Below are 16,330 nucleotides of genomic sequence, written 5' to 3'. Positions count from 1 at the left end.
AAAAAAAGAAAAAAGAAAGAGAAGAAAAAAAAAAGAAAAAAAAGGAAAGAAAGAAAAAGAAAGAGAAGAGAAAAAAAAAAAATAAAGAAAAGGGGAGAAAAGAGAAAGAAAAAAGGAGGATAGACGGCAGGGAGAGATGAGTAAAAGAGAAAGGATGTAGGGAATCCGGAAACCCACGATGACGTCGGTGACGCCCTTGTCCTCGAGCCGTTTGATGCCGTCGAGGGTGAAGCCGTCCACGGAGATCACGTGGATCTGGAAGTCGCCGTCGCGGCCCTCCTCCTGTCGGTAGCGCTTGACCTTCGCGATCAGCCGATCCAGCTCCTCGGGATCGCCGCCGCCGTGCATCCAGCCGTCGTTGCGGGCCGCGCGGCGCAGCGCGGCGTCGGCGTGCCCGCCGATCAGGATGGGGATCGGTGCGCCGGGAGCCGGGCTCATCTTCGTCTTGGGGATGTCGTAGAACTCGCCGTGAAACTCGAAGTAGTCCCCGGTGGTCAGGCCGCGGATGATCTCGATGCACTCGTCCATCCGCTTGCCGCGGCGGGCGAAGGGCACCCCCATCAGCTCGTAGTCCTCGGGCCACGGGCTGGTTCCGACGCCGAGGCCGACGCGGTCACCGATCAGCGCGGCCAGCGAACCGGCCTGCTTGGCCACCAGGGCCGGCGGCCGGATGGGCAGTTTGAGGACGAAGAAGTTGAAGTGCAGCCGGCTGGTGACCGCGCCCAGAGCCGCTGTCAGCACGAAGGTTTCGATGAACTCCTTGCCGTCGAGGAATTCGCGGTTGCCGTCCGGGGTGTAGGGATACGTCGAGTCCGACTCGTAGGGATAGGCCACGCTGTCGGCGATCGTCATCGCGTGGTAGCCGGCGGCCTCGGCGGCCTGGGCCAGCGGGATGTAGTAGCTCGGATCGGTCATGGCTTCGGCGTAGGTGAACCGCATGGGCCGAATGTTAGAACACGTTCTAGTTCCGTGGGGAACAATCCGGGCGCCGGCTGGCTATCCTCGTCGTGAGGAGGCCGGTAGGTGCGTAAGGAACCCGGTGGGTTGGAGGAAGCCGTCATCGGCGTGCTCGACGCCGATGACTACAGGACCGTCGCCGAGGTCCGCGCGGCCCTGGGCGGGTCGCTGGCCCACACCACCGTGATGACCGCGCTGGTCCGGCTCACCCGCAAGGGAGTGCTCACCCGCGCCAAGCGGGGCCGCGGTTACGGCTACGCGCTGGCGGCCCCGGCCGGTGATCTGCCCGCGCTGCGCGCGGCGATCAGGATGCGTCATGCGCTCGACGGCCGGCAGGACCGCGCCAGCGTGCTGGCCAGTTTCGTGGCCTCCCTGCAGCCCGACGACGAAGAGGTGCTGCGCACGCTGCTGGAGCGCGATCCCCGGACCGACCCCCAGGCCGACCCCCAGACCGATGACGTGGGAGGCGACGGGCGGGACACGCGCCGGTGAGCGGCCGATGACGGCCATGGCGATGCTGCTCGCCCCCTGGGCCCTGGCGGTCGCGGTCTCGGTGCCGCTGCAACGGCTGGAGCGCGCGTTCACCCCGGCCTGGTCGGTGCGTCTGGCCGCCGGGATGGCGCTGCTGTTCGCGGTGGCCACCGCGATGTCCTCGGCGGCGGTGATCGCGCTGGTGGCCGAAGACCCCACCCCGGTCGGCATCGGCCTGGCCGTGCTCGCGGGCACGTTCCTGGCGGCCGGATGCGTGCGCGCGACCCGTCACCTGCTGCGCGCGGCGGCGAGCCTGCGCGCCGGAAAAGTGTTCCGCGGCAGTACCGCCCGCCGCGGAGATCTGCTGGTCGTCGATGACGGGACCCCCGACGCGTTCGCCGTTCCCGGTCGCGGAGCCGTGGTGGTGGTGACCACCGGGCTGTGCGCGGCGCTCGACCGTGCCGAGTTCGCCGCGCTGGTCCGTCACGAGCGGGCCCACCTTCGTGCCCGCCACTACCTGTACGTGCAGGCCGCCGAGCTGGCGGCCGCCCTGAACCCGTTGTTGGCCGGCTGGCCGCGGTTGGTCCGGTTCGCGGCCGAACGCGACGCCGACGAGCGGGCCGCCGGAGACGATCGTGCGGTACTGGCCCGGGCCCTTGCCCGCGCCGCACTGATGTGCGCGGGATCCCGGCCGCCGGAGGCGGCGACGCTGGGCGCCGCGGCCGGCGACGTGGTCCGCCGCGTGAGCGCGCTGCACGGGCCCCGCCCCGGGCGACCGCGCCGCTGGGCGGTGCTGGCCTGCGCGGCGGTGGTCGTTGTGACCGTGGCCGACGTGGGGGTGACCACCGACCTCGTTCAGGATCGGGTGGTGCCGGAAGAGGGCGAGTCGTCAGTCGTCGTCATCGGGTGAGGCCGGCTGTGTCTGCGTCACGCCACCCCAGACCGACTTGGCTCCGGAATCTCCGATCCGGTACACCTGCACGATCGTCGCGGCGGACAGCACGATGACGACGAGGGAGATCACCGCCCCGATGACGGCGTTCGACGAGTCGCGGCGGGCCCGCACATGCGCGAAGGCCAGCAGCAGCGTGGCCACCAGCAGCCCGATCGAGAAGAAGATCATGGTGTCCCCGAGGTCGGCATGGGTCTCCAGTGCCGGGGTCTCGCCGACCCGGTGCTCGAGCCATTCGCCGGCTTCGGTGGTCAGCGGCGTCAGCACGACGGTGACCGCGGCCAGGGTCAGCACCAGCCACACCAGCCGTTCCCGGGCGGCCGGCCACACCGCACACAGGATGGCCAACAGCGCCGTCAACGGTGCGAGGACGACGATGAAATGGACGAGCAACGCGTGGGCGGGCAGACCGTTGAAGGTTGACATGGTGTTCGACTCCCGGGTGGCTGGGGGCTGCTGGGATCAAATGCTACACAGTGTGTAGTAGTTGAGCGGATTGGCGGAGAGGAGGCGAGTGCGTGACTGAGCCGACCGTACCGCGCAGGCCGTGGCTGACCCGCAATGTCAAGGCCCTCTCGGCGGTGTCGTTCCTGCAGGATGTGGCCAGCGAGCTGCTCTATCCGCTGCTGCCGATCTACCTCACCGCCGTGTTGGGGGCGCCGCCCTCGGTGGTCGGTGCCGTCGAGGGTGCCGCCGAGGGGGCCGCGTCGGTGACCAAGCTGGCGTCGGGGCCGCTGGCCGACCGCTTCTCACGCCGCCCCCTGATCGCCAGCGGCTACGGGCTGGCGGCCCTGGGCAAGGTCCTGGTGGCCGCGGCGGGGGCCTGGCCCGGGGTGCTGGCCGGGCGGGTGGTCGACCGGCTGGGCAAGGGGCTGCGCGGCGCACCCCGGGACGCCCTGCTGGTCGACGGAATCGACGATGCCGCCCGCGGGCGGGTGTTCGGTTTTCACCGCACGATGGACACCTGCGGCGCGGTGGTGGGGCCGTTGCTCGGACTCGCGGGCTACGAGCTGCTCGACCACCGGATCGGGCCGCTGCTGTGGGTCGCGGTGGTCCCCGCGGTGCTCAGTGTCCTGTTGGTGGGGCTGGTCGCCGAACGTCGCGTGCGCCACGGCCGGGCCCGCGAACCCGTGTTCGCGCGGGTCCGGGAGCTGCCGCGACGCTACTGGCGGGTGGTGGCGCTGTTGGCCGCGTTCGGGTTGGTGAACTTCCCGGATGCGCTGCTGCTGTTGCGGCTCAACGAGATAGGATTCTCGGTCACCGAGGTGATCCTGGCCTACGTGACCTACAACGTGGTGTACGCGCTGGCCAGTTATCCGGCCGGCGCCCTGGCCGACCGGGTGCCGCGGCGGATCGTGTTCGGTGTGGGGCTGGGGTTCTTCGCCGTCTGCTATCTGGGGCTGGGCATGACGACCGACGCGGTGACGGCCTGGCTGTTGATCGGCGTGTACGGGTTGTTCGCGGCCTGCACCGACGGGGTGGGCAAAGCCTGGATCTCGACGCTGGTGGGTCGTGATCTGCAGGCCAGCGCCCAGGGTGTCTTTCAGGGGCTCAGCGGGTTCGCCGTGCTGGCCGCGGGCCTGTGGGCGGGTCTGGCCTGGGGCGCCGACGGGCGGCTGCCGCTGCTGATCTCGGGTGCCGTGGGCGCCGTGCTGGCCGTGGGGTTCGTGGCGGTGCGTGCGCGCTGATCAGGGCGCGAACGGCGGATCGCCCACCCCGGCGACCATGTGGGCGCCCCACGGGGTGCGTTCGACGACGCGGGCATGCGCCGTGCGGTCGGCGATGCGCAGGTCCACTGCCCGCGCGGCGGTGCGCCGCTCGCCCGGTAGCTCGGCGAAAAGGGTTCCCTGCCAATGGTATCGACCATCGACGGGGTCCAGGTGTCCGGTCAGCCGGACCCGGGCGGCGATCTCGCGCTCGGCCACCGTGGCCGTGACGGGTCCGTCGTAGAGTTCGTCGTCGGGTGCCGCCGGGGTCAGGTAGAAACTCCGGGTCATCGGCTGTCGGCGCCAGCGGCGCATCCGGACCTGCCCCTTGGCCTCGATGCGTGCGGAACCGGTGCGTCTGCACAGATCCAGGCAGCGCCGCACGTAGCGGGCCTGCCGGGCGTGGTCGGGACCGGGTAGGCGGAAGAAGTTGGGCAGGCCGTGGCAGGCCAGGACCGGATTCTCCGACGGTCGTGCATCCACGACGATCCGGGCCCGCATCGGGCCGGCGCCGGGCGCGGTGACCGACCACGTGTCGGTGGCCGCGTCGAAGCGGGCGGCGTCCATCCCGTGGATCTCGTGGACCTCGTCGATCTCCCGGTCGACCGCCGGATCGGAACCGAGGCCCAGCGCCGCACCGATATCGCCGGTGTGCGGCCCGACGAGGATGATGCTCACAGGAAGCCGGCCCGCCGCCACCGCCTGCGCCCGTATCTGCCCATCAGTCCCACCTCGGTCAGGAAGGCGGACAGGGGACCGAACGAGCGCACGCACATGGCGTGGAAGTGCGGGTTGGCCCTGGCGATCCGGCGCATGTCGCGGCCGGGCAGCCCGGCCCGCTCGTACTGCACCGGCTGGGTGAACAGGAAACGGTAGAACGGGCCGCCGACACCGTGCAGATTGGCCAGCAGCGCCCTGCGGTACCGCGGCATCGCCGGCACCTGTTTACGCAGGCCGTCGCGGGCGAACTGAATGTGGCGCGCCTCCTCGGTGACGTGGATGCGCATGAGCCGCTGCACGATCGGTTGAAGTTCGGGGTCCTCCATGATCCGGCGCTGCATCGCGTCGAAGATCTCCTCGCCCACCAGGGCGGCGGCCCACAACACGCTGCCGCGGAAGACCAAGGGCAGACTGTTGATGATCGCCCTCTGATACCGCTTGGGGCGCACCGGTATTCCGCCGATGCGCTCGATGGTACGGCCGAACATGACCATGTGCCGCGTCTCGTCGCCGAGTTCGGTCAGCGCGTAGTGCGTGGAGCGGGCGGTGGGGTTCTTGTGCATCAGGTCCCGCAGTAGCGCCTGGTTGAGGATGTTCTCGAACCAGATGCCCGCCGAGAGGATGTTGACCAGTTCCTGACGTGAGAGCTCGATCTGCTGGGCGCGCGTCATGGCCTCCCACTGCGGGGTGCCGTAGAGCGTGACCACCTCCGGCGGCAGGAAGTACTTGTCGGGATCGAGCGGTGCCTCCCAGTCGATGTCGACCAGGGGGGCGTAGGACTTCTTGGCCGAGCCGTTGAGCAGGCGTTCGGAGAACTCCTCGCGAGTGGGCCCGGCGGGCGTGACCGACGCAGTCATGCGGGACATCCCTTCGTCGCCGTTGATGACTGTGAACGTAAACGTGCCATTGGCCAATGTCAATACCGGCGGTACCGGATAGTTTGGCGGCCGTCAGTTCACCGGTTGGCCCGGGTCGGCCTCGCTGCGTTGCCCGCTGGGCAGGTTGTCCGGCGGCTCGATCCGCAGCATCCGTGCCACCGGGACGTCGGTGGAGGAGTGCAGCACGATGGAGAGTGCGATGGTGACGGCGACGACGTCGAACACCAACTCGGCGTTGGGGATTCCGGACTGCAGCGCCAGCAGGCCGTAGACCACCGACGCGAACCCCTTGGGGCCGAACCATGCCGCGGTGAGCCGTTCGCTGCGTGGCATCGGGGTGCGCACCAACGACAGCAGCATCGCCGCCGGGCGCACCACGATGATCGCCAGCACGGCCAGCAACCAGCCGCCCCAGCCCAGATGGGACAACCGTTCGGGGGTGATCAGCGCGCCGAACACCAGCAGCGCGGCGAACTTGGTGAGCTCGGCCAGCTGATCGCCGAACGGCTCGAAACGCTCGGCGGCCATGTGGTCCATGGTGGCCAGCGTGGATCCGGCGGCGAACGCGGCGAGGTACGGGTTGGCGTGCGTCAGATGGCAACTGGCGTAGACGACGATCGCGATCGCGACCGGTCCCAGCGGCTGCAGGCGCGGCTCGGCGGTCAGGATGGGCAACCGCCAGGCCAGCGCCACCAGCGCCGCGATCGAGATCCCGAACACCAGGCCCAGCCCCAGTTCCAGCAGCACCGTCGTGACATGCGACTCGGTGTGCTGGGCGGTCGCCAGGAAGATCAGCACGAAGGGGAGGGCCAGGCCGTCGTTGAGGCCGGACTCGACGTTGAGCAGTCGCCGCAGGCGCACCGGGATGTCGGTCCGCCCGACGAGCGCCGCGGCGAACACCGGATCGGTCGGGGACAGGATCGCGCCGATCAGGAACGCCGTGGGCCAGTCCAGGCCGGCCAGGAAGTGGGCGGGCACGGCGATGCCGACCATCGTCATCGGCATGCCCAGGCCCAGCGCCCGGCCCGACAGCCGCCAGTTCTCCTTCAGCGCCGGGACGTTGGCCCGCTGACCGTCGGTGAACAGCACCGTGAACAGCGCGACGTCGGCCAGCAGCGCCACGATCGGGTTGCCGGCGTCGATGTGCACGACGTCGAAGCCGCCGGGGCCGAGCAGCGCCCCGGCCAGCAGGAACAGCAGTGCGGTCGAAAGCACCGTGCGCGCCGCCACCCCGGACAGCGACACGCTGATCAGCAGGATGATGCCGAATGCGAGGACAAGCGTCACCCGTGCTCCGTTCGTCGACGTTCAGTGCGGCGGCGGTCGGCCGTCCCGATGTGAAGGCTTCCCAATGCCGGTCCCCCTTCGCAACCCGGCTACCCTGCTCGGGTGCGGATGATCCATGTGATCGGTATCGGAGCCGGCGACCCGGGCTATGTGACCGCCCAGGCTGTCGCCGCACTCAACGACACCGCGGTGTTCTTCGCGATGGACAAGGGTGCGGCCAAGAATGACCTGGTGGCGCTGCGCCGGGAGATCTGCACGCGCTTCATCGACCGGACCGGGTATCGATTCGTGGAGCTGGTCGACCCGCCGCGGGCCAAGGACGGCGACTACCACCAGGCCGTCGCGGACTGGCACGAGGCCCGGGCCCGGGTGTGGGCCGCGGCCATCGAGTCCGAACTCGAGCCGGGGGAAGTGGGTGCGTTCCTGGCCTGGGGCGATCCCTCGCTCTACGACAGCACGCTGCGCATCCTGGAGCTGGTGCGCCGGCACGTGGACATCGACTACGACGTCGTCCCGGGCGTCACCGCCATCCAGGCGCTGACCGCCCGGCACCGGATCCCGCTCAATGACGTCGGGGAACCCGTCCTGATCACCACCGGCCGCCGGCTGCGTGCCTCGGGCCTGGACGGCGCGGCGGTGGTGATGCTCGACGCGGAATGCTCATTCCTGCACTGCCCCGCCACGACGCGGATCTGGTGGGGCGCCTACCTGGGCACCGCCGACGAGCTGCTGGTGGCCGGCACGGTCGGTGAGGTGGGGTCGCAGATCGCCGAGCTGCGCGCGGCCGCCCGTGCGCGGCACGGCTGGATCATGGACACCTATCTGCTGCGGTCCGCGACCGGCGGCGACCACCCCGGGGCGGATGCGCCGCCAGGGTGATGTCGCCTCCGTAGTGCTCGAGCACCCGGCGGTCCATGATGCGACGCCACAACGGGGGAACGAGTGCGGCCACGATCATGGTGGCGTAGCCGCTGGGCAGTTGAGGTGCCTCGTCGGCGTGCCGCAACGCCTGGTAGCGCCGCAACGGATTGGCGTGGTGATCGGAATGGCGCTGCAGGTGGAACAGGAAGACGTTGGACAGCAGGCTGTTGCTGTTCCAGCTGTGTCCGGCGTGCACCCGCTCGTAACGGCCGTCGGCCAGCCGCTGGCGGCGCAATCCGTAGTGCTCGAGGTAGTTGACCGCCTCCATCAGGCAGATTCCGACCACGGCCTGCCCGACCAGCCACGGCAGCACGTCGAGACCGAACCACAGGGTCAGGGCTGCGAACAGCGCGGCGCTCATCAGCCAGGCGTTGAGCACGTCGTTGGACAGGCTCCACACCGCCTTCCCGCGGCGGCGCCGGCGCGAGCTCTCCAGGAGCCAGGCCGAGCGTGCGCCGCCGAGGATCGACCGCGGCAGGAACCGATAGAGGCTTTCACCCAGCCGTGAGCTGGCCGGATCCTCGGGGGTCGCGACCCGGTGGTGATGGCCACGGTTGTGTTCGACGTAGAAGTGCCCGTAGCCGGTCTGCGCCAGCGCCGCCTTGGACAGCCAGCGTTCCCGGCTGACCCGCTGGTGTCCCAGTTCGTGCGCGGTGCAGATGGCGATCCCGCCGATGATGCCCACCGTGAACATCAGGCCCAGCTTGTCGAAGACGTTCATCGGCACCCGGTGCCCGTCGGACCACAGCCGGCAGGCCAGCACCAGCGAGGCGTACTGGGCCGGCAGGTACAGGTAGGTGACCCAGCGGTAGAACCTGTCGTTCTCCAGCCAGCCCAGGGCGTCCGCCGGAGGGCTGCGGTCGTCGAGCCCGAACACCCAGTCGGCCAGCGGCAGCACGATGAAGGCGGCGATCGGTGCCGACCACCAGAAGATGCCCCAGCCGGTGAGCCAGACGGCCAGCCAGGAGGTCACGACGTAGGAGGGCACGGCCACGGCCAGCAGCCACAGGTAGCGTTTGGGGTCGCGCCAGGCGGGCGCCGGACCGGACCCGGATCTGCTGCCGGATTCCCGCCCCGATCCCGGCCCCGATTCCGCGGTCGAAACGGTGGTGGACACCGCCGAAACCTCCGGAGTCACCGGGGCGGTGCCGGTGTCCGGCGTCTTTGCTGACGGCGGCGCAATCTCCACAGTTAAGAAATACTTCCCCCGCTATCGGCGCGCAAATGCTCGCGCTGTGTCGTGTGTGACAATTTCGCAGAGATTCGTCGGAACGGCCTTTTCTGCGTCATTGTCTCAGTTCCCCGTGGCAGGCGGCCTGCTGTCTGAAACCCCCCGGCCTGCGCGAACACCGAATATACCGGTGCCGCATCGCGCAGTGCAACGGGTCTGGCCGCGACACAGCAAAATCATTCCGCAGATACCGGATATGAGGCCGACCCGTGTCCATCACGAAATATGCACGGCCATTTTTTCACTGACCGGCGAAACAATGAGGTGCCGGTGACGGCACTATCCGACGCACACTATCCGTTTGTCCGGGGGATCGGTTTGTCCAGGGGGATGTGCCGGTCCGTGTTCCGGCACACTGGGTCCATGCCCGAACTGCCCGAGGTCGAAGCGCTGGCCGACTATCTGCGCGCGCACGCGACCGGCCGGCCCGTCAGCCGTGTCGACGTCTCGGCGCTGTCGGTGCTCAAGACCTTCGACCCGCCGCTGACCGCGCTCACCGGGCAGACGGTCACCGGGGCGCACCGCTGGGGCAAGTACCTCGGTCTCGGCGCCGGCGGGCTGCACCTGATCACCCACCTCTCGCGCGCGGGCTGGCTGCGCTGGTCGGACAAGCTCTCCACCGCACCGCTAAAACCCGGGAAGGGGCCCATCGCCCTGCGTGTACACCTCGGCGAACCGGGCTCGGCCGAACACGTCGGGTTCGACCTCACCGAGGCCGGCACCCAGAAGCGTCTGGCCGTATGGCTGGTCGACGACCCGCAGCAGGTCCCGGGGATCGCGGCCCTGGGTCCGGATGCGCTGGGGCTCGACCCCGCCGGCCTGGCCGCCGCGCTGCGCGGCAACACCGGACGCATCAAGACGGTCATCACCGACCAGAAGGTGATCGCCGGGATCGGCAATGCCTACAGCGACGAGATCCTGCACGTGGCCAGGCTGTCGCCGTTCGCGACCGCGGGCAAGCTGACCGACACCCAGCTCGCCGCGTTGCACGAGGCGATGACCGAGGTGCTCACCGACGCCGTCACCCGGTCGGTGGGCCAGCAGGCGGCCACCCTCAAGGGCGAGAAGCGCTCGGGACTGCGGGTGCACGCCCGCACGGGGCTGCCGTGTCCGGTGTGCGGGGACACCGTGCGGGAGGTGTCCTTCGCCGACAAGTCATTCCAGTACTGCCCCACCTGCCAGACCGGCGGCAAGGTACTGGCCGACCGGCGGATGTCCAAGCTGCTCAAATAGCGCCTTCGTGTGTCAGGTGTCCCACGGACCCAGCGACTCGAACTCCGCGGCCAGGGCGAGCAGGGCCGGCTCTGCGGCGTGCCGGGCGACGAACTGGATGCCGACCGGGATACCGTCGGCCGTGCAGCCCAGCGGCAGGCTGATCGCGGGCAGCCCGCCGATATTGGCGAAGTTGGTCATCACGGTCATCTCCGCCGAACGTGCCACGATGCCGGCGTCGATCTTCGCGGCGCTGCCGGTGCGGCCGACCACGGCGGGCAGCCCACCCATCGTCGGGGTCATCAGCAGGTCGAATTCCGACCACCAGGCCGCCAGACGGTAGCTCCAGGTCGCCAGCCAGTAGCGGGCCTCCAGGTATTCGGTGGCCCCCAGCCGTCCGGCGATCCGGCGCTTGTCCTCGTTGCGCGGGGCCAGCTCGCCGGGTTCGAGCCCCCGGCCGAGCTGCGCCTCGACCCGGCGTGCGAGGACATCGACGTCCACGGCCACGATGGTGTCGTAATGCTGCTGGTATTCAAACTCTTCCAGCGCCGGTGGCGAACCGTCGCGGACGTCGTGTCCCCGGTCGGCCAGCACACCGGCGACCTCGTCCAGCACGCGTGTCACGTCGGCGGACGGCCACGGCGTTCCGAGCGGGTGGGTGCGCATCACCCCGACGCGCATGCGCGGCGGGGTCCCGGTTTCCGGCTGCAGGGCGGGCCCGGCGATCGAATAGGGATCGCCGGGGAACCACCGGGCCAGGGTGGCCGTCACCGCGGCGCTGTCGCGCACACTTCGGGTGATCACTCCCTCCACGCTGGCGCCCGCCCAGGACTCACCGCCCTCGGGGCCCAGGCTCACCCGGCCCCGGGACGGCTTGAGGCCCACCAGTCCACAGGCGCTTGCGGGCTGGCGGATCGACCCGCCGCCGTCGGTGGCGTGTGCCACCGCGACCATGCCCGCGGCCACCGCTGCGGCCGCCCCGCCGCTGGACCCCCCGGGCGTGCGATCCCGCGCGCGGGGATTTCGGGTGACCCCGGTGGCCTCGGACTCGGTGACGAACGCGGTTGCGAACTCGGGAACGGTGGTGCGGCCCAGCACGACGAACCCGGCGTCGACGATCGCCCGGTAGATGTTGCTGTCGGCGGTGCCCGGAACCCGGGTCCGCGCCAGTGCCGTGGTGCCGGTGCGGGTTTCCTGGTCGGCGGCGAAGCAGCGGTGGTCCTTCAGCAGGATCGGGACGCCGGCGAACGGCGGTGCTGAATCGGACCGGGCCGAATCGACTCGGGCGGAATCGAACCGGGCCGCCTCGGCCAGGGCTTCCTCGAAGCGCTGCCAGCTCACCGCGTTGAGCGCCGGGTCGGCCTCGGTGATCCGGGCGATCGCCGCTTCGGCCAACTCTCGTGCCGAGACCTCGCCGCCCCGGACGGCCGCTGCCTGGCCGCAGGCGTCCAGTTGCAGGACGTCACTCACACCAGTTGCCCGTCCTTGGTCACCGGCGTCTCGTCCACCAGGATCGAGCAGCCGCGCATGGCGATGTCGAGATGGGTGAACGAATCGTGGCCCAGGAACGGGTGCGGGCCCGTGGACCACAGGAAGTTGCCGGCGAAGGCGCGCGCGTCCATGCCCATGATCTCGTGCTTGGCGTACATCGCGGTCGCGAACCAGTTGGCGCTGCGCATCAAGCCCCACCCCATATGGGACAGTGAGCGCGCCCACTGATCGGTGGAGTCCTCGAAGAACTGGCGCAGCCGGGTGGCGTCGGCGCCACCGCTGATCGACTCGATGCGGCCGTCGACCACGTCCAGCAGGATATCGCTCTGGACGTATTCCTTGAACGGGAGCAGGATGTCGCCGGCGGTCAGCACGATCGAGCCGTTGGAGGTCATCGGCCAACACACCACCATCGTCGAGGGCCAGTGGTCCCAGCTGCCCGGCCGGTCCACGAAGCCCTTCTGGTACCCCGGATGGCTGTCGACGAGGTCGCACGTCAGATCGGTGCCCGCCGGTGAGGTGACCCGCATCCGCGAGGACCGTTTGATCAGGGCGGCCGCCGACTCCACCCGTTCGGAGTCCTCGACGGCCGGCATGTTGCGCGCCAGCACGTCGGGCGCATCGCAGATGAACAGGATTCGGGTTCCCGCCGAAAGGATCTCGGACTGCACCGGCGCGTGGACGAATCCCTCCCGGGTGAGGTCGACGACCATGTCGGCGGCCTTGAGGGTCTGCTGGATCACGCGGTTGTCCAGAACCGACTGCAGCCCGGGACCCGAACCGGTGTGGGTGGCCGGTTCGGGAATCGGGGTCCCGGAGGGTGCGACCACTGACGCGACATGTGCGCCCAGCTGTTGAGCGGCGCCGAATGCCGCTGCGACGTAGTCGGATCGGCTCGAAGGTTCCGACAGGATGATCACGTGTTCACCCGGCGAGACCTTGCACAGCTCGAATTCGCGGACGAAGAGCCGCATCAGATCGACACCGGTCAGATCCACCATCATCGTTGCTCCACCTTCTCTCGTGTTGTTCTGGTTTGCACAATCAGTTGCGCGAACGCTTGCGTATGATGTCGGCTCAAGCGCTCGCTGCTCTTAGGAAACGGGGGACACCCAGGTGACAGACGACAGCCCGATCACGCTGCGCACCATCGCCGAGGCGGCCGGCGTGCACGTGTCCACCGTGTCGCGGGCGCTGCGGCGCGCCGCAACACCCGGTGCTCGCATCAGCAATGCCGATGCCCGAATCGTCGCTCTGGCCAAAGAGTTCCGCTACACGCCGAACCCCAACGCCGCGAGCTTGACCACCAAGAAGTCGACCGCCTTCGGCGTGCTGGTCCCGCATCTGACCGACATCGTGCTGTCGTCGGTCTACGACGCCATCGAGGGCGAGGCCAACGGTGCCGGCTACGAGACCTTCGTGGCCAACACCCACGACCTGCCCGTCGAGCAGCACCGCCGGTTCGAGCTGCTGCTCGGGCGGCGTATCGACGGTCTGATCCTCGGTGACGCCCACCTGGACGGCAGCAATCTCGCCGAGTTCGAGCGCCGCCGGGTGCCCTTCGTCCTGGTGTCCCGGCGCAGCACGGGCTACCTGTCGGTGTGCGGCGACGACTATCGCGGTGGCCGGCAGATCGGCGAACACCTTGCCGCCCTTGGCCACACCGACGTGGGTATCGTCGCCGGCCCACCATGGGCCAGCACCAGTGTGGACCGGGTGGCGGGCTGCGTTGCGGCGCTGGAGTCGTCCGGTGTCACCGTGCCGCCGGCCAATGTCGTCGAACTCGGCTTCGACGCCGAACACGGCCACCGCGGCGCCGAGATGCTGCTGGCCCGGCCCAAGCCGCCGACGGCGATCTTCGCGGTGAACGACTACTCGGCGATCGGAGTCATGGGCGCGCTGCGCGAGCACGCGCTGGTACCGGGCCGCGACATCGCCGTGGCCGGCTACAACGACATCCCGATCGCCGGTGAGCTGACGATTCCGCTGACCACCGTGCGCAGCCCGATGGGGGAGATGGGAAAACGTGCGGTGCAGACCCTGCTGGCGGTGCTGCACGGACTGCCGACCTCCCCGACGACCCTGGCCACCGAGCTCGTGGTGCGGGAATCCACCCGCGGGCATTGACCTCACCGGGACGGGGGCTCCGGACTCCGCAACACCCGATTGAGGATCAGCACCTCGATCGCGGCCATCAGCGAGGTGAACAGCAGCGCGTAGACGATCATCTCCGCCGGGCGTAGATACTTGAACTCCTGCATGATGCGCGCGCCGATCCCGTCCGGGGAGGTGATCGCCTCCAACAACACGATCAGCTTCCAGGAGAACCCGAACGCGGTGCGGGTCGCGGCCTCGGTGGCCGGGCGAAGCTGCCACCACAGCACGTGCCGGCCGTAGGCGAGCGGACCGAACTTGTAGGCCGCCGCCATCTCGTCGAGGCGGATGTCCCGGGCCATCACCGAGGCCATGGTCACGTTGACGACCAGGGGGACGATCGCCAGCGTCACCGCGATCAGACCCGAGCTTTCCGCGGTGCCGAGGATCAGGATGACGATGATGATGTAGACGACGTCCGGCACGGCCAGCGCGATGGCCAGTACCGGCCGCAGGAACGCACGCAGCTGCCAGCTGAATCCGGCGGCCACCCCGACGGCCAGGCCCAGCACCACCGAGCCCGCCCACACCAGCAGCACCCGCCGCAAGGTGATGGCCAGATCGGAGATCAGGGTCTCCGACCCGAACACCGAACCCGTGGCGGCGAGCAGGTCTCCCAGGGACGGTACCCAGCCGTCGGAGGTGACACTGGCCAGCTGCCAGGCCACCAGGCCCACGATCACCGCCGACACCGGGGCCAGCACCCTGTCGACCCACCAGGGGCGCCGCCGCGGCGACTCGGTACCGGTCTCCGGTACGGCGCGGGCCGTGATCGCCAACGTCATGATCCGGACGTCCCGCCCGGCTCCCACACCTTGAGCACCTCGGCCACCAGATCCTCCTCCAGCTGCGCCAGACGCGGGTCGCCGTAGGAACGTGGCCGCGGCAGCGGCACGACGACCTCCCGCAACACCGTCGCCGGGCCCCTGCTGAACACGAGAATGCGGTCCGAGAGGTACAACGCCTCGCGTATCGAGTGGGTGACGAACAGCGTCGGTGTGCCCGAATCGATTCGCATGCGGTCGAGTTCGGTGCGGATGATGCGCCCGGTGACCTCGTCGAGCCCGCTGAACGGTTCGTCCATCAGCACCAGGTCGGGGCGCACCGCCAGCGCGCGTGCGATCGAGACGCGCTGGCGCTGACCGCCGGAGAGGTTCATCGGTAGGGCCTCGGCGTGGTCACCGACGTGCAGCAGGTTCAGGTACCTTTCGACCTGGCCGGCCCACTGTTCCTTCGGGATGGCGGCGCTGCGCATCGCGATCTCGATGTTGCGCCGGACGCTGCGCCAGGGCAGCAGCCGGTGATCCTGGAAGACATAGCCGGTCCGGAGTTGCCGGCGGACATCGGCGGTGACGTCGGAGTTCCGGTAGGTGATCCGTCCGGACCGCGGTGCCTTCAGCCCGGCCAGCACGTGCAACAGGGTCGACTTTCCGCAGCCACTGGGGCCGATGATCGACACGAACTCGCCCTCGCCGATCTGAAGGTCAATGTCCTTGACGGCGGGCGTGGTGCCGTAGTCGATCGAGATGCCCTCCAGGTCGAGGAATTTCGCGCGGCTCGTCGAGGCGGGTGTCTCCATGTGGACGGTCATTGCTGAACTCCTGTCCAGTGCTGGGCGCGCCGCTCCAGCGGCCTGATCACGAGATACTCGGTCGCCAGCAGGATCACCGCGAACACGATCAGCCACAGCATCACGTCGACCAGGTTGAACTTGCTGAAGGACCGGTCGAACTGGAATCCCATGCCGCTGCTGACCAGAAAGATCTCCACGATCACGACGACCTTCCACAGGTGGGCGTGTTCGTTGCGCACCGCGGTCATGACCGACCCGGCGATCTGGGGCGCGATCAACTCGCGGAGCCACTGCCAGCGTGAGTAGCGGTAGGAGGCAGCCATTTCCAGCAGTCCGGGATCGATGCGGCGAAGTGCCGAGTACACCACCATCGACACGAACGGCACGATGGTGGCCACCAGCACCACGATGGCCCCGAGCTCGACATTTCGGAAGAACGACACCGCCATCAGGGCGGTGATCGTGCTCGGCACGGTGACCAGCACGGTGACGTACACACCTGCGAAGCGTCCCCAGAACTCCGAGCGCCACATCACGAATGCGACGCCGATGCCCACGAGCAGCCCGAGGGCCAGTGAGATCATCACGCGGATCCAGGTCTCGATGACGTTGGCCCACACCTCCGGGTCGGAGACGAACTGCGGAAGTTCCCGCAGCACCGCGCCGATCGGTGCGATGAAGCTCGCTCCCGAGCCGCCCACCGCCCACAGCAGGATCAGCGACGCCGCGCCCGCACAGGAGTACAGCGTGGATTGGGTGCGTCTGCTCAGCATCGCG

General features: G+C 69.0%; 17 protein-coding genes. 6 read left to right on the top strand and 11 right to left on the bottom strand.

Going from position 1 to position 16,330, the window contains the following annotated elements; all coding sequences use genetic code 11:
- Positions 1-939: TIGR03619 family F420-dependent LLM class oxidoreductase (locus tag CSR00_RS22565; protein WP_176562196.1), on the bottom strand; the 939-nt coding region annotated here is incomplete at its 3' end.
- 84 nt (positions 940-1,023) lie between these two features.
- Between CSR00_RS22565 and CSR00_RS22560 the strand changes: the two genes are divergently transcribed.
- Positions 1,024-1,449, top strand: a complete 426-nt coding sequence (locus CSR00_RS22560; protein ID WP_099024653.1) for a BlaI/MecI/CopY family transcriptional regulator — start codon at positions 1,024-1,026, stop codon at positions 1,447-1,449.
- A gap of 7 nt (positions 1,450-1,456) precedes the next feature.
- A complete protein-coding gene (locus tag CSR00_RS22555; RefSeq protein WP_141564438.1) occupies positions 1,457-2,338 on the top strand; it encodes a M48 family metalloprotease in 882 nt (293 codons plus the stop codon).
- Here the strand turns inward: CSR00_RS22555 and CSR00_RS22550 are convergent.
- On the bottom strand, positions 2,318-2,806 hold the full coding sequence (locus CSR00_RS22550) for a DUF2231 domain-containing protein (RefSeq protein ID WP_099024651.1): 489 nt from the start codon (positions 2,804-2,806) through the stop codon (positions 2,318-2,320). The genes CSR00_RS22555 and CSR00_RS22550 overlap by 21 nt on opposite strands.
- Positions 2,807-2,898: 92 nt before the next feature.
- On the opposite strand from CSR00_RS22550, the gene CSR00_RS22545 reads away from it, so the two are divergent.
- On the top strand, positions 2,899-4,068 hold the full coding sequence (locus tag CSR00_RS22545) for an MFS transporter (RefSeq protein ID WP_099024650.1): 1,170 nt from the start codon (positions 2,899-2,901) through the stop codon (positions 4,066-4,068).
- Here the strand turns inward: CSR00_RS22545 and CSR00_RS22540 are convergent, their stop codons facing one another.
- The 3 genes from CSR00_RS22540 to CSR00_RS22530 form a co-directional block, all read right to left on the bottom strand.
- Positions 4,069-4,764: a DUF4873 domain-containing protein gene (locus tag CSR00_RS22540; RefSeq protein WP_099024649.1), complete on the bottom strand. Its 696-nt coding sequence runs from the start codon at positions 4,762-4,764 to the stop codon at positions 4,069-4,071.
- Entirely contained in the window at positions 4,761-5,663 is a 903-nt protein-coding gene (locus CSR00_RS22535) for an AurF N-oxygenase family protein (RefSeq protein WP_099024648.1), read from the bottom strand. The genes CSR00_RS22540 and CSR00_RS22535 overlap by 4 nt, the downstream gene beginning before the upstream one ends.
- Positions 5,664-5,756: 93 nt before the next feature.
- The gene (locus CSR00_RS22530) at positions 5,757-6,971 is read right to left on the bottom strand and encodes a cation:proton antiporter (protein WP_099024647.1); all 1,215 of its coding nucleotides are present in this window, start codon (positions 6,969-6,971) and stop codon (positions 5,757-5,759) included.
- A 108-nt stretch (positions 6,972-7,079) separates the two neighbouring features.
- Here CSR00_RS22530 and cobF point away from each other — a divergent pair, with 108 nt between their 5' ends.
- A complete protein-coding gene (gene cobF / locus CSR00_RS22525; protein ID WP_176562197.1) occupies positions 7,080-7,850 on the top strand; it encodes a precorrin-6A synthase (deacetylating) in 771 nt (256 codons plus the stop codon).
- Here the strand turns inward: cobF and CSR00_RS22520 are convergent.
- A complete protein-coding gene (locus CSR00_RS22520) occupies positions 7,780-8,901 on the bottom strand; it encodes an alkane 1-monooxygenase (RefSeq protein WP_407662503.1) in 1,122 nt (373 codons plus the stop codon). The genes cobF and CSR00_RS22520 overlap by 71 nt on opposite strands.
- Before the next feature lie 585 nt (positions 8,902-9,486).
- Here CSR00_RS22520 and CSR00_RS31665 point away from each other — a divergent pair.
- Positions 9,487-10,356, top strand: coding sequence for an Fpg/Nei family DNA glycosylase (locus CSR00_RS31665; RefSeq protein WP_099024644.1), 870 nt, complete (start codon positions 9,487-9,489; stop codon positions 10,354-10,356).
- 12 nt (positions 10,357-10,368) lie between these two features.
- On the opposite strand, the gene CSR00_RS22510 is transcribed toward CSR00_RS31665, so the two are convergent.
- Both CSR00_RS22510 and CSR00_RS22505 read right to left on the bottom strand, forming a co-directional pair.
- Entirely contained in the window at positions 10,369-11,805 is a 1,437-nt protein-coding gene (locus tag CSR00_RS22510) for an amidase (RefSeq protein WP_176562195.1), read from the bottom strand.
- The gene (locus CSR00_RS22505; protein ID WP_245906408.1) at positions 11,802-12,830 is read right to left on the bottom strand and encodes a 2,5-dihydroxypyridine 5,6-dioxygenase NicX family protein; all 1,029 of its coding nucleotides are present in this window, start codon (positions 12,828-12,830) and stop codon (positions 11,802-11,804) included. The genes CSR00_RS22510 and CSR00_RS22505 overlap by 4 nt, the downstream gene beginning before the upstream one ends.
- 112 nt (positions 12,831-12,942) lie before the next feature.
- Between CSR00_RS22505 and CSR00_RS22500 the strand changes: the two genes are divergently transcribed.
- The gene (locus CSR00_RS22500; RefSeq protein WP_245906406.1) at positions 12,943-13,953 is read left to right on the top strand and encodes a LacI family DNA-binding transcriptional regulator; all 1,011 of its coding nucleotides are present in this window, start codon (positions 12,943-12,945) and stop codon (positions 13,951-13,953) included.
- A 2-nt stretch (positions 13,954-13,955) separates the two neighbouring features.
- On the opposite strand, the gene CSR00_RS22495 is transcribed toward CSR00_RS22500, so the two are convergent.
- The 3 genes from CSR00_RS22495 to CSR00_RS22485 are packed head-to-tail and all read right to left on the bottom strand — an operon-like array spanning position 13,956 to position 16,326.
- Positions 13,956-14,792: an ABC transporter permease gene (locus CSR00_RS22495; RefSeq protein ID WP_099024642.1), complete on the bottom strand. Its 837-nt coding sequence runs from the start codon at positions 14,790-14,792 to the stop codon at positions 13,956-13,958.
- Positions 14,762-15,571 (bottom strand): ABC transporter ATP-binding protein, encoded by an 810-nt coding sequence (locus CSR00_RS22490; RefSeq protein WP_099024641.1) that lies wholly within the window; start codon positions 15,569-15,571, stop codon positions 14,762-14,764. Before CSR00_RS22490 ends, CSR00_RS22495 begins: the two co-directional genes overlap by 31 nt.
- Entirely contained in the window at positions 15,568-16,326 is a 759-nt protein-coding gene (locus CSR00_RS22485) for an ABC transporter permease (RefSeq protein ID WP_099024640.1), read from the bottom strand. Before CSR00_RS22485 ends, CSR00_RS22490 begins: the two co-directional genes overlap by 4 nt.
- Positions 16,327-16,330: the final 4 nt, after the last annotated feature.

The organism is Mycolicibacterium palauense (genome assembly GCF_002592005.1).
Classification (GTDB): domain Bacteria; phylum Actinomycetota; class Actinomycetes; order Mycobacteriales; family Mycobacteriaceae; genus Mycobacterium; species Mycobacterium palauense.
Note: the sequence above shows the minus strand (reverse complement) of the source record. Positions and strands in the feature narration are given on the sequence as shown.

Bases quoted from the DNA above. Each gene is read 5' to 3' on its own strand.
- CSR00_RS22550 (WP_099024651.1), bottom strand. From the start codon at position 2,806: ATGTCAACCTTCAACGGTCTGCCCGCCCACGCGTTGCTCGTCCATTTC.
- CSR00_RS31665 (WP_099024644.1), top strand. From the start codon at position 9,487: ATGCCCGAACTGCCCGAGGTCGAAGCGCTGGCCGACTATCTGCGCGCG.
- CSR00_RS22555 (WP_141564438.1), top strand. From the start codon at position 1,457: ATGACGGCCATGGCGATGCTGCTCGCCCCCTGGGCCCTGGCGGTCGCG.
- CSR00_RS22505 (WP_245906408.1), bottom strand. From the start codon at position 12,830: ATGATGGTGGATCTGACCGGTGTCGATCTGATGCGGCTCTTCGTCCGC.
- cobF (WP_176562197.1), top strand. From the start codon at position 7,080: ATGATCCATGTGATCGGTATCGGAGCCGGCGACCCGGGCTATGTGACC.
- CSR00_RS22535 (WP_099024648.1), bottom strand. From the start codon at position 5,663: ATGACTGCGTCGGTCACGCCCGCCGGGCCCACTCGCGAGGAGTTCTCC.
- CSR00_RS22485 (WP_099024640.1), bottom strand. From the start codon at position 16,326: ATGCTGAGCAGACGCACCCAATCCACGCTGTACTCCTGTGCGGGCGCG.
- CSR00_RS22490 (WP_099024641.1), bottom strand. From the start codon at position 15,571: ATGACCGTCCACATGGAGACACCCGCCTCGACGAGCCGCGCGAAATTC.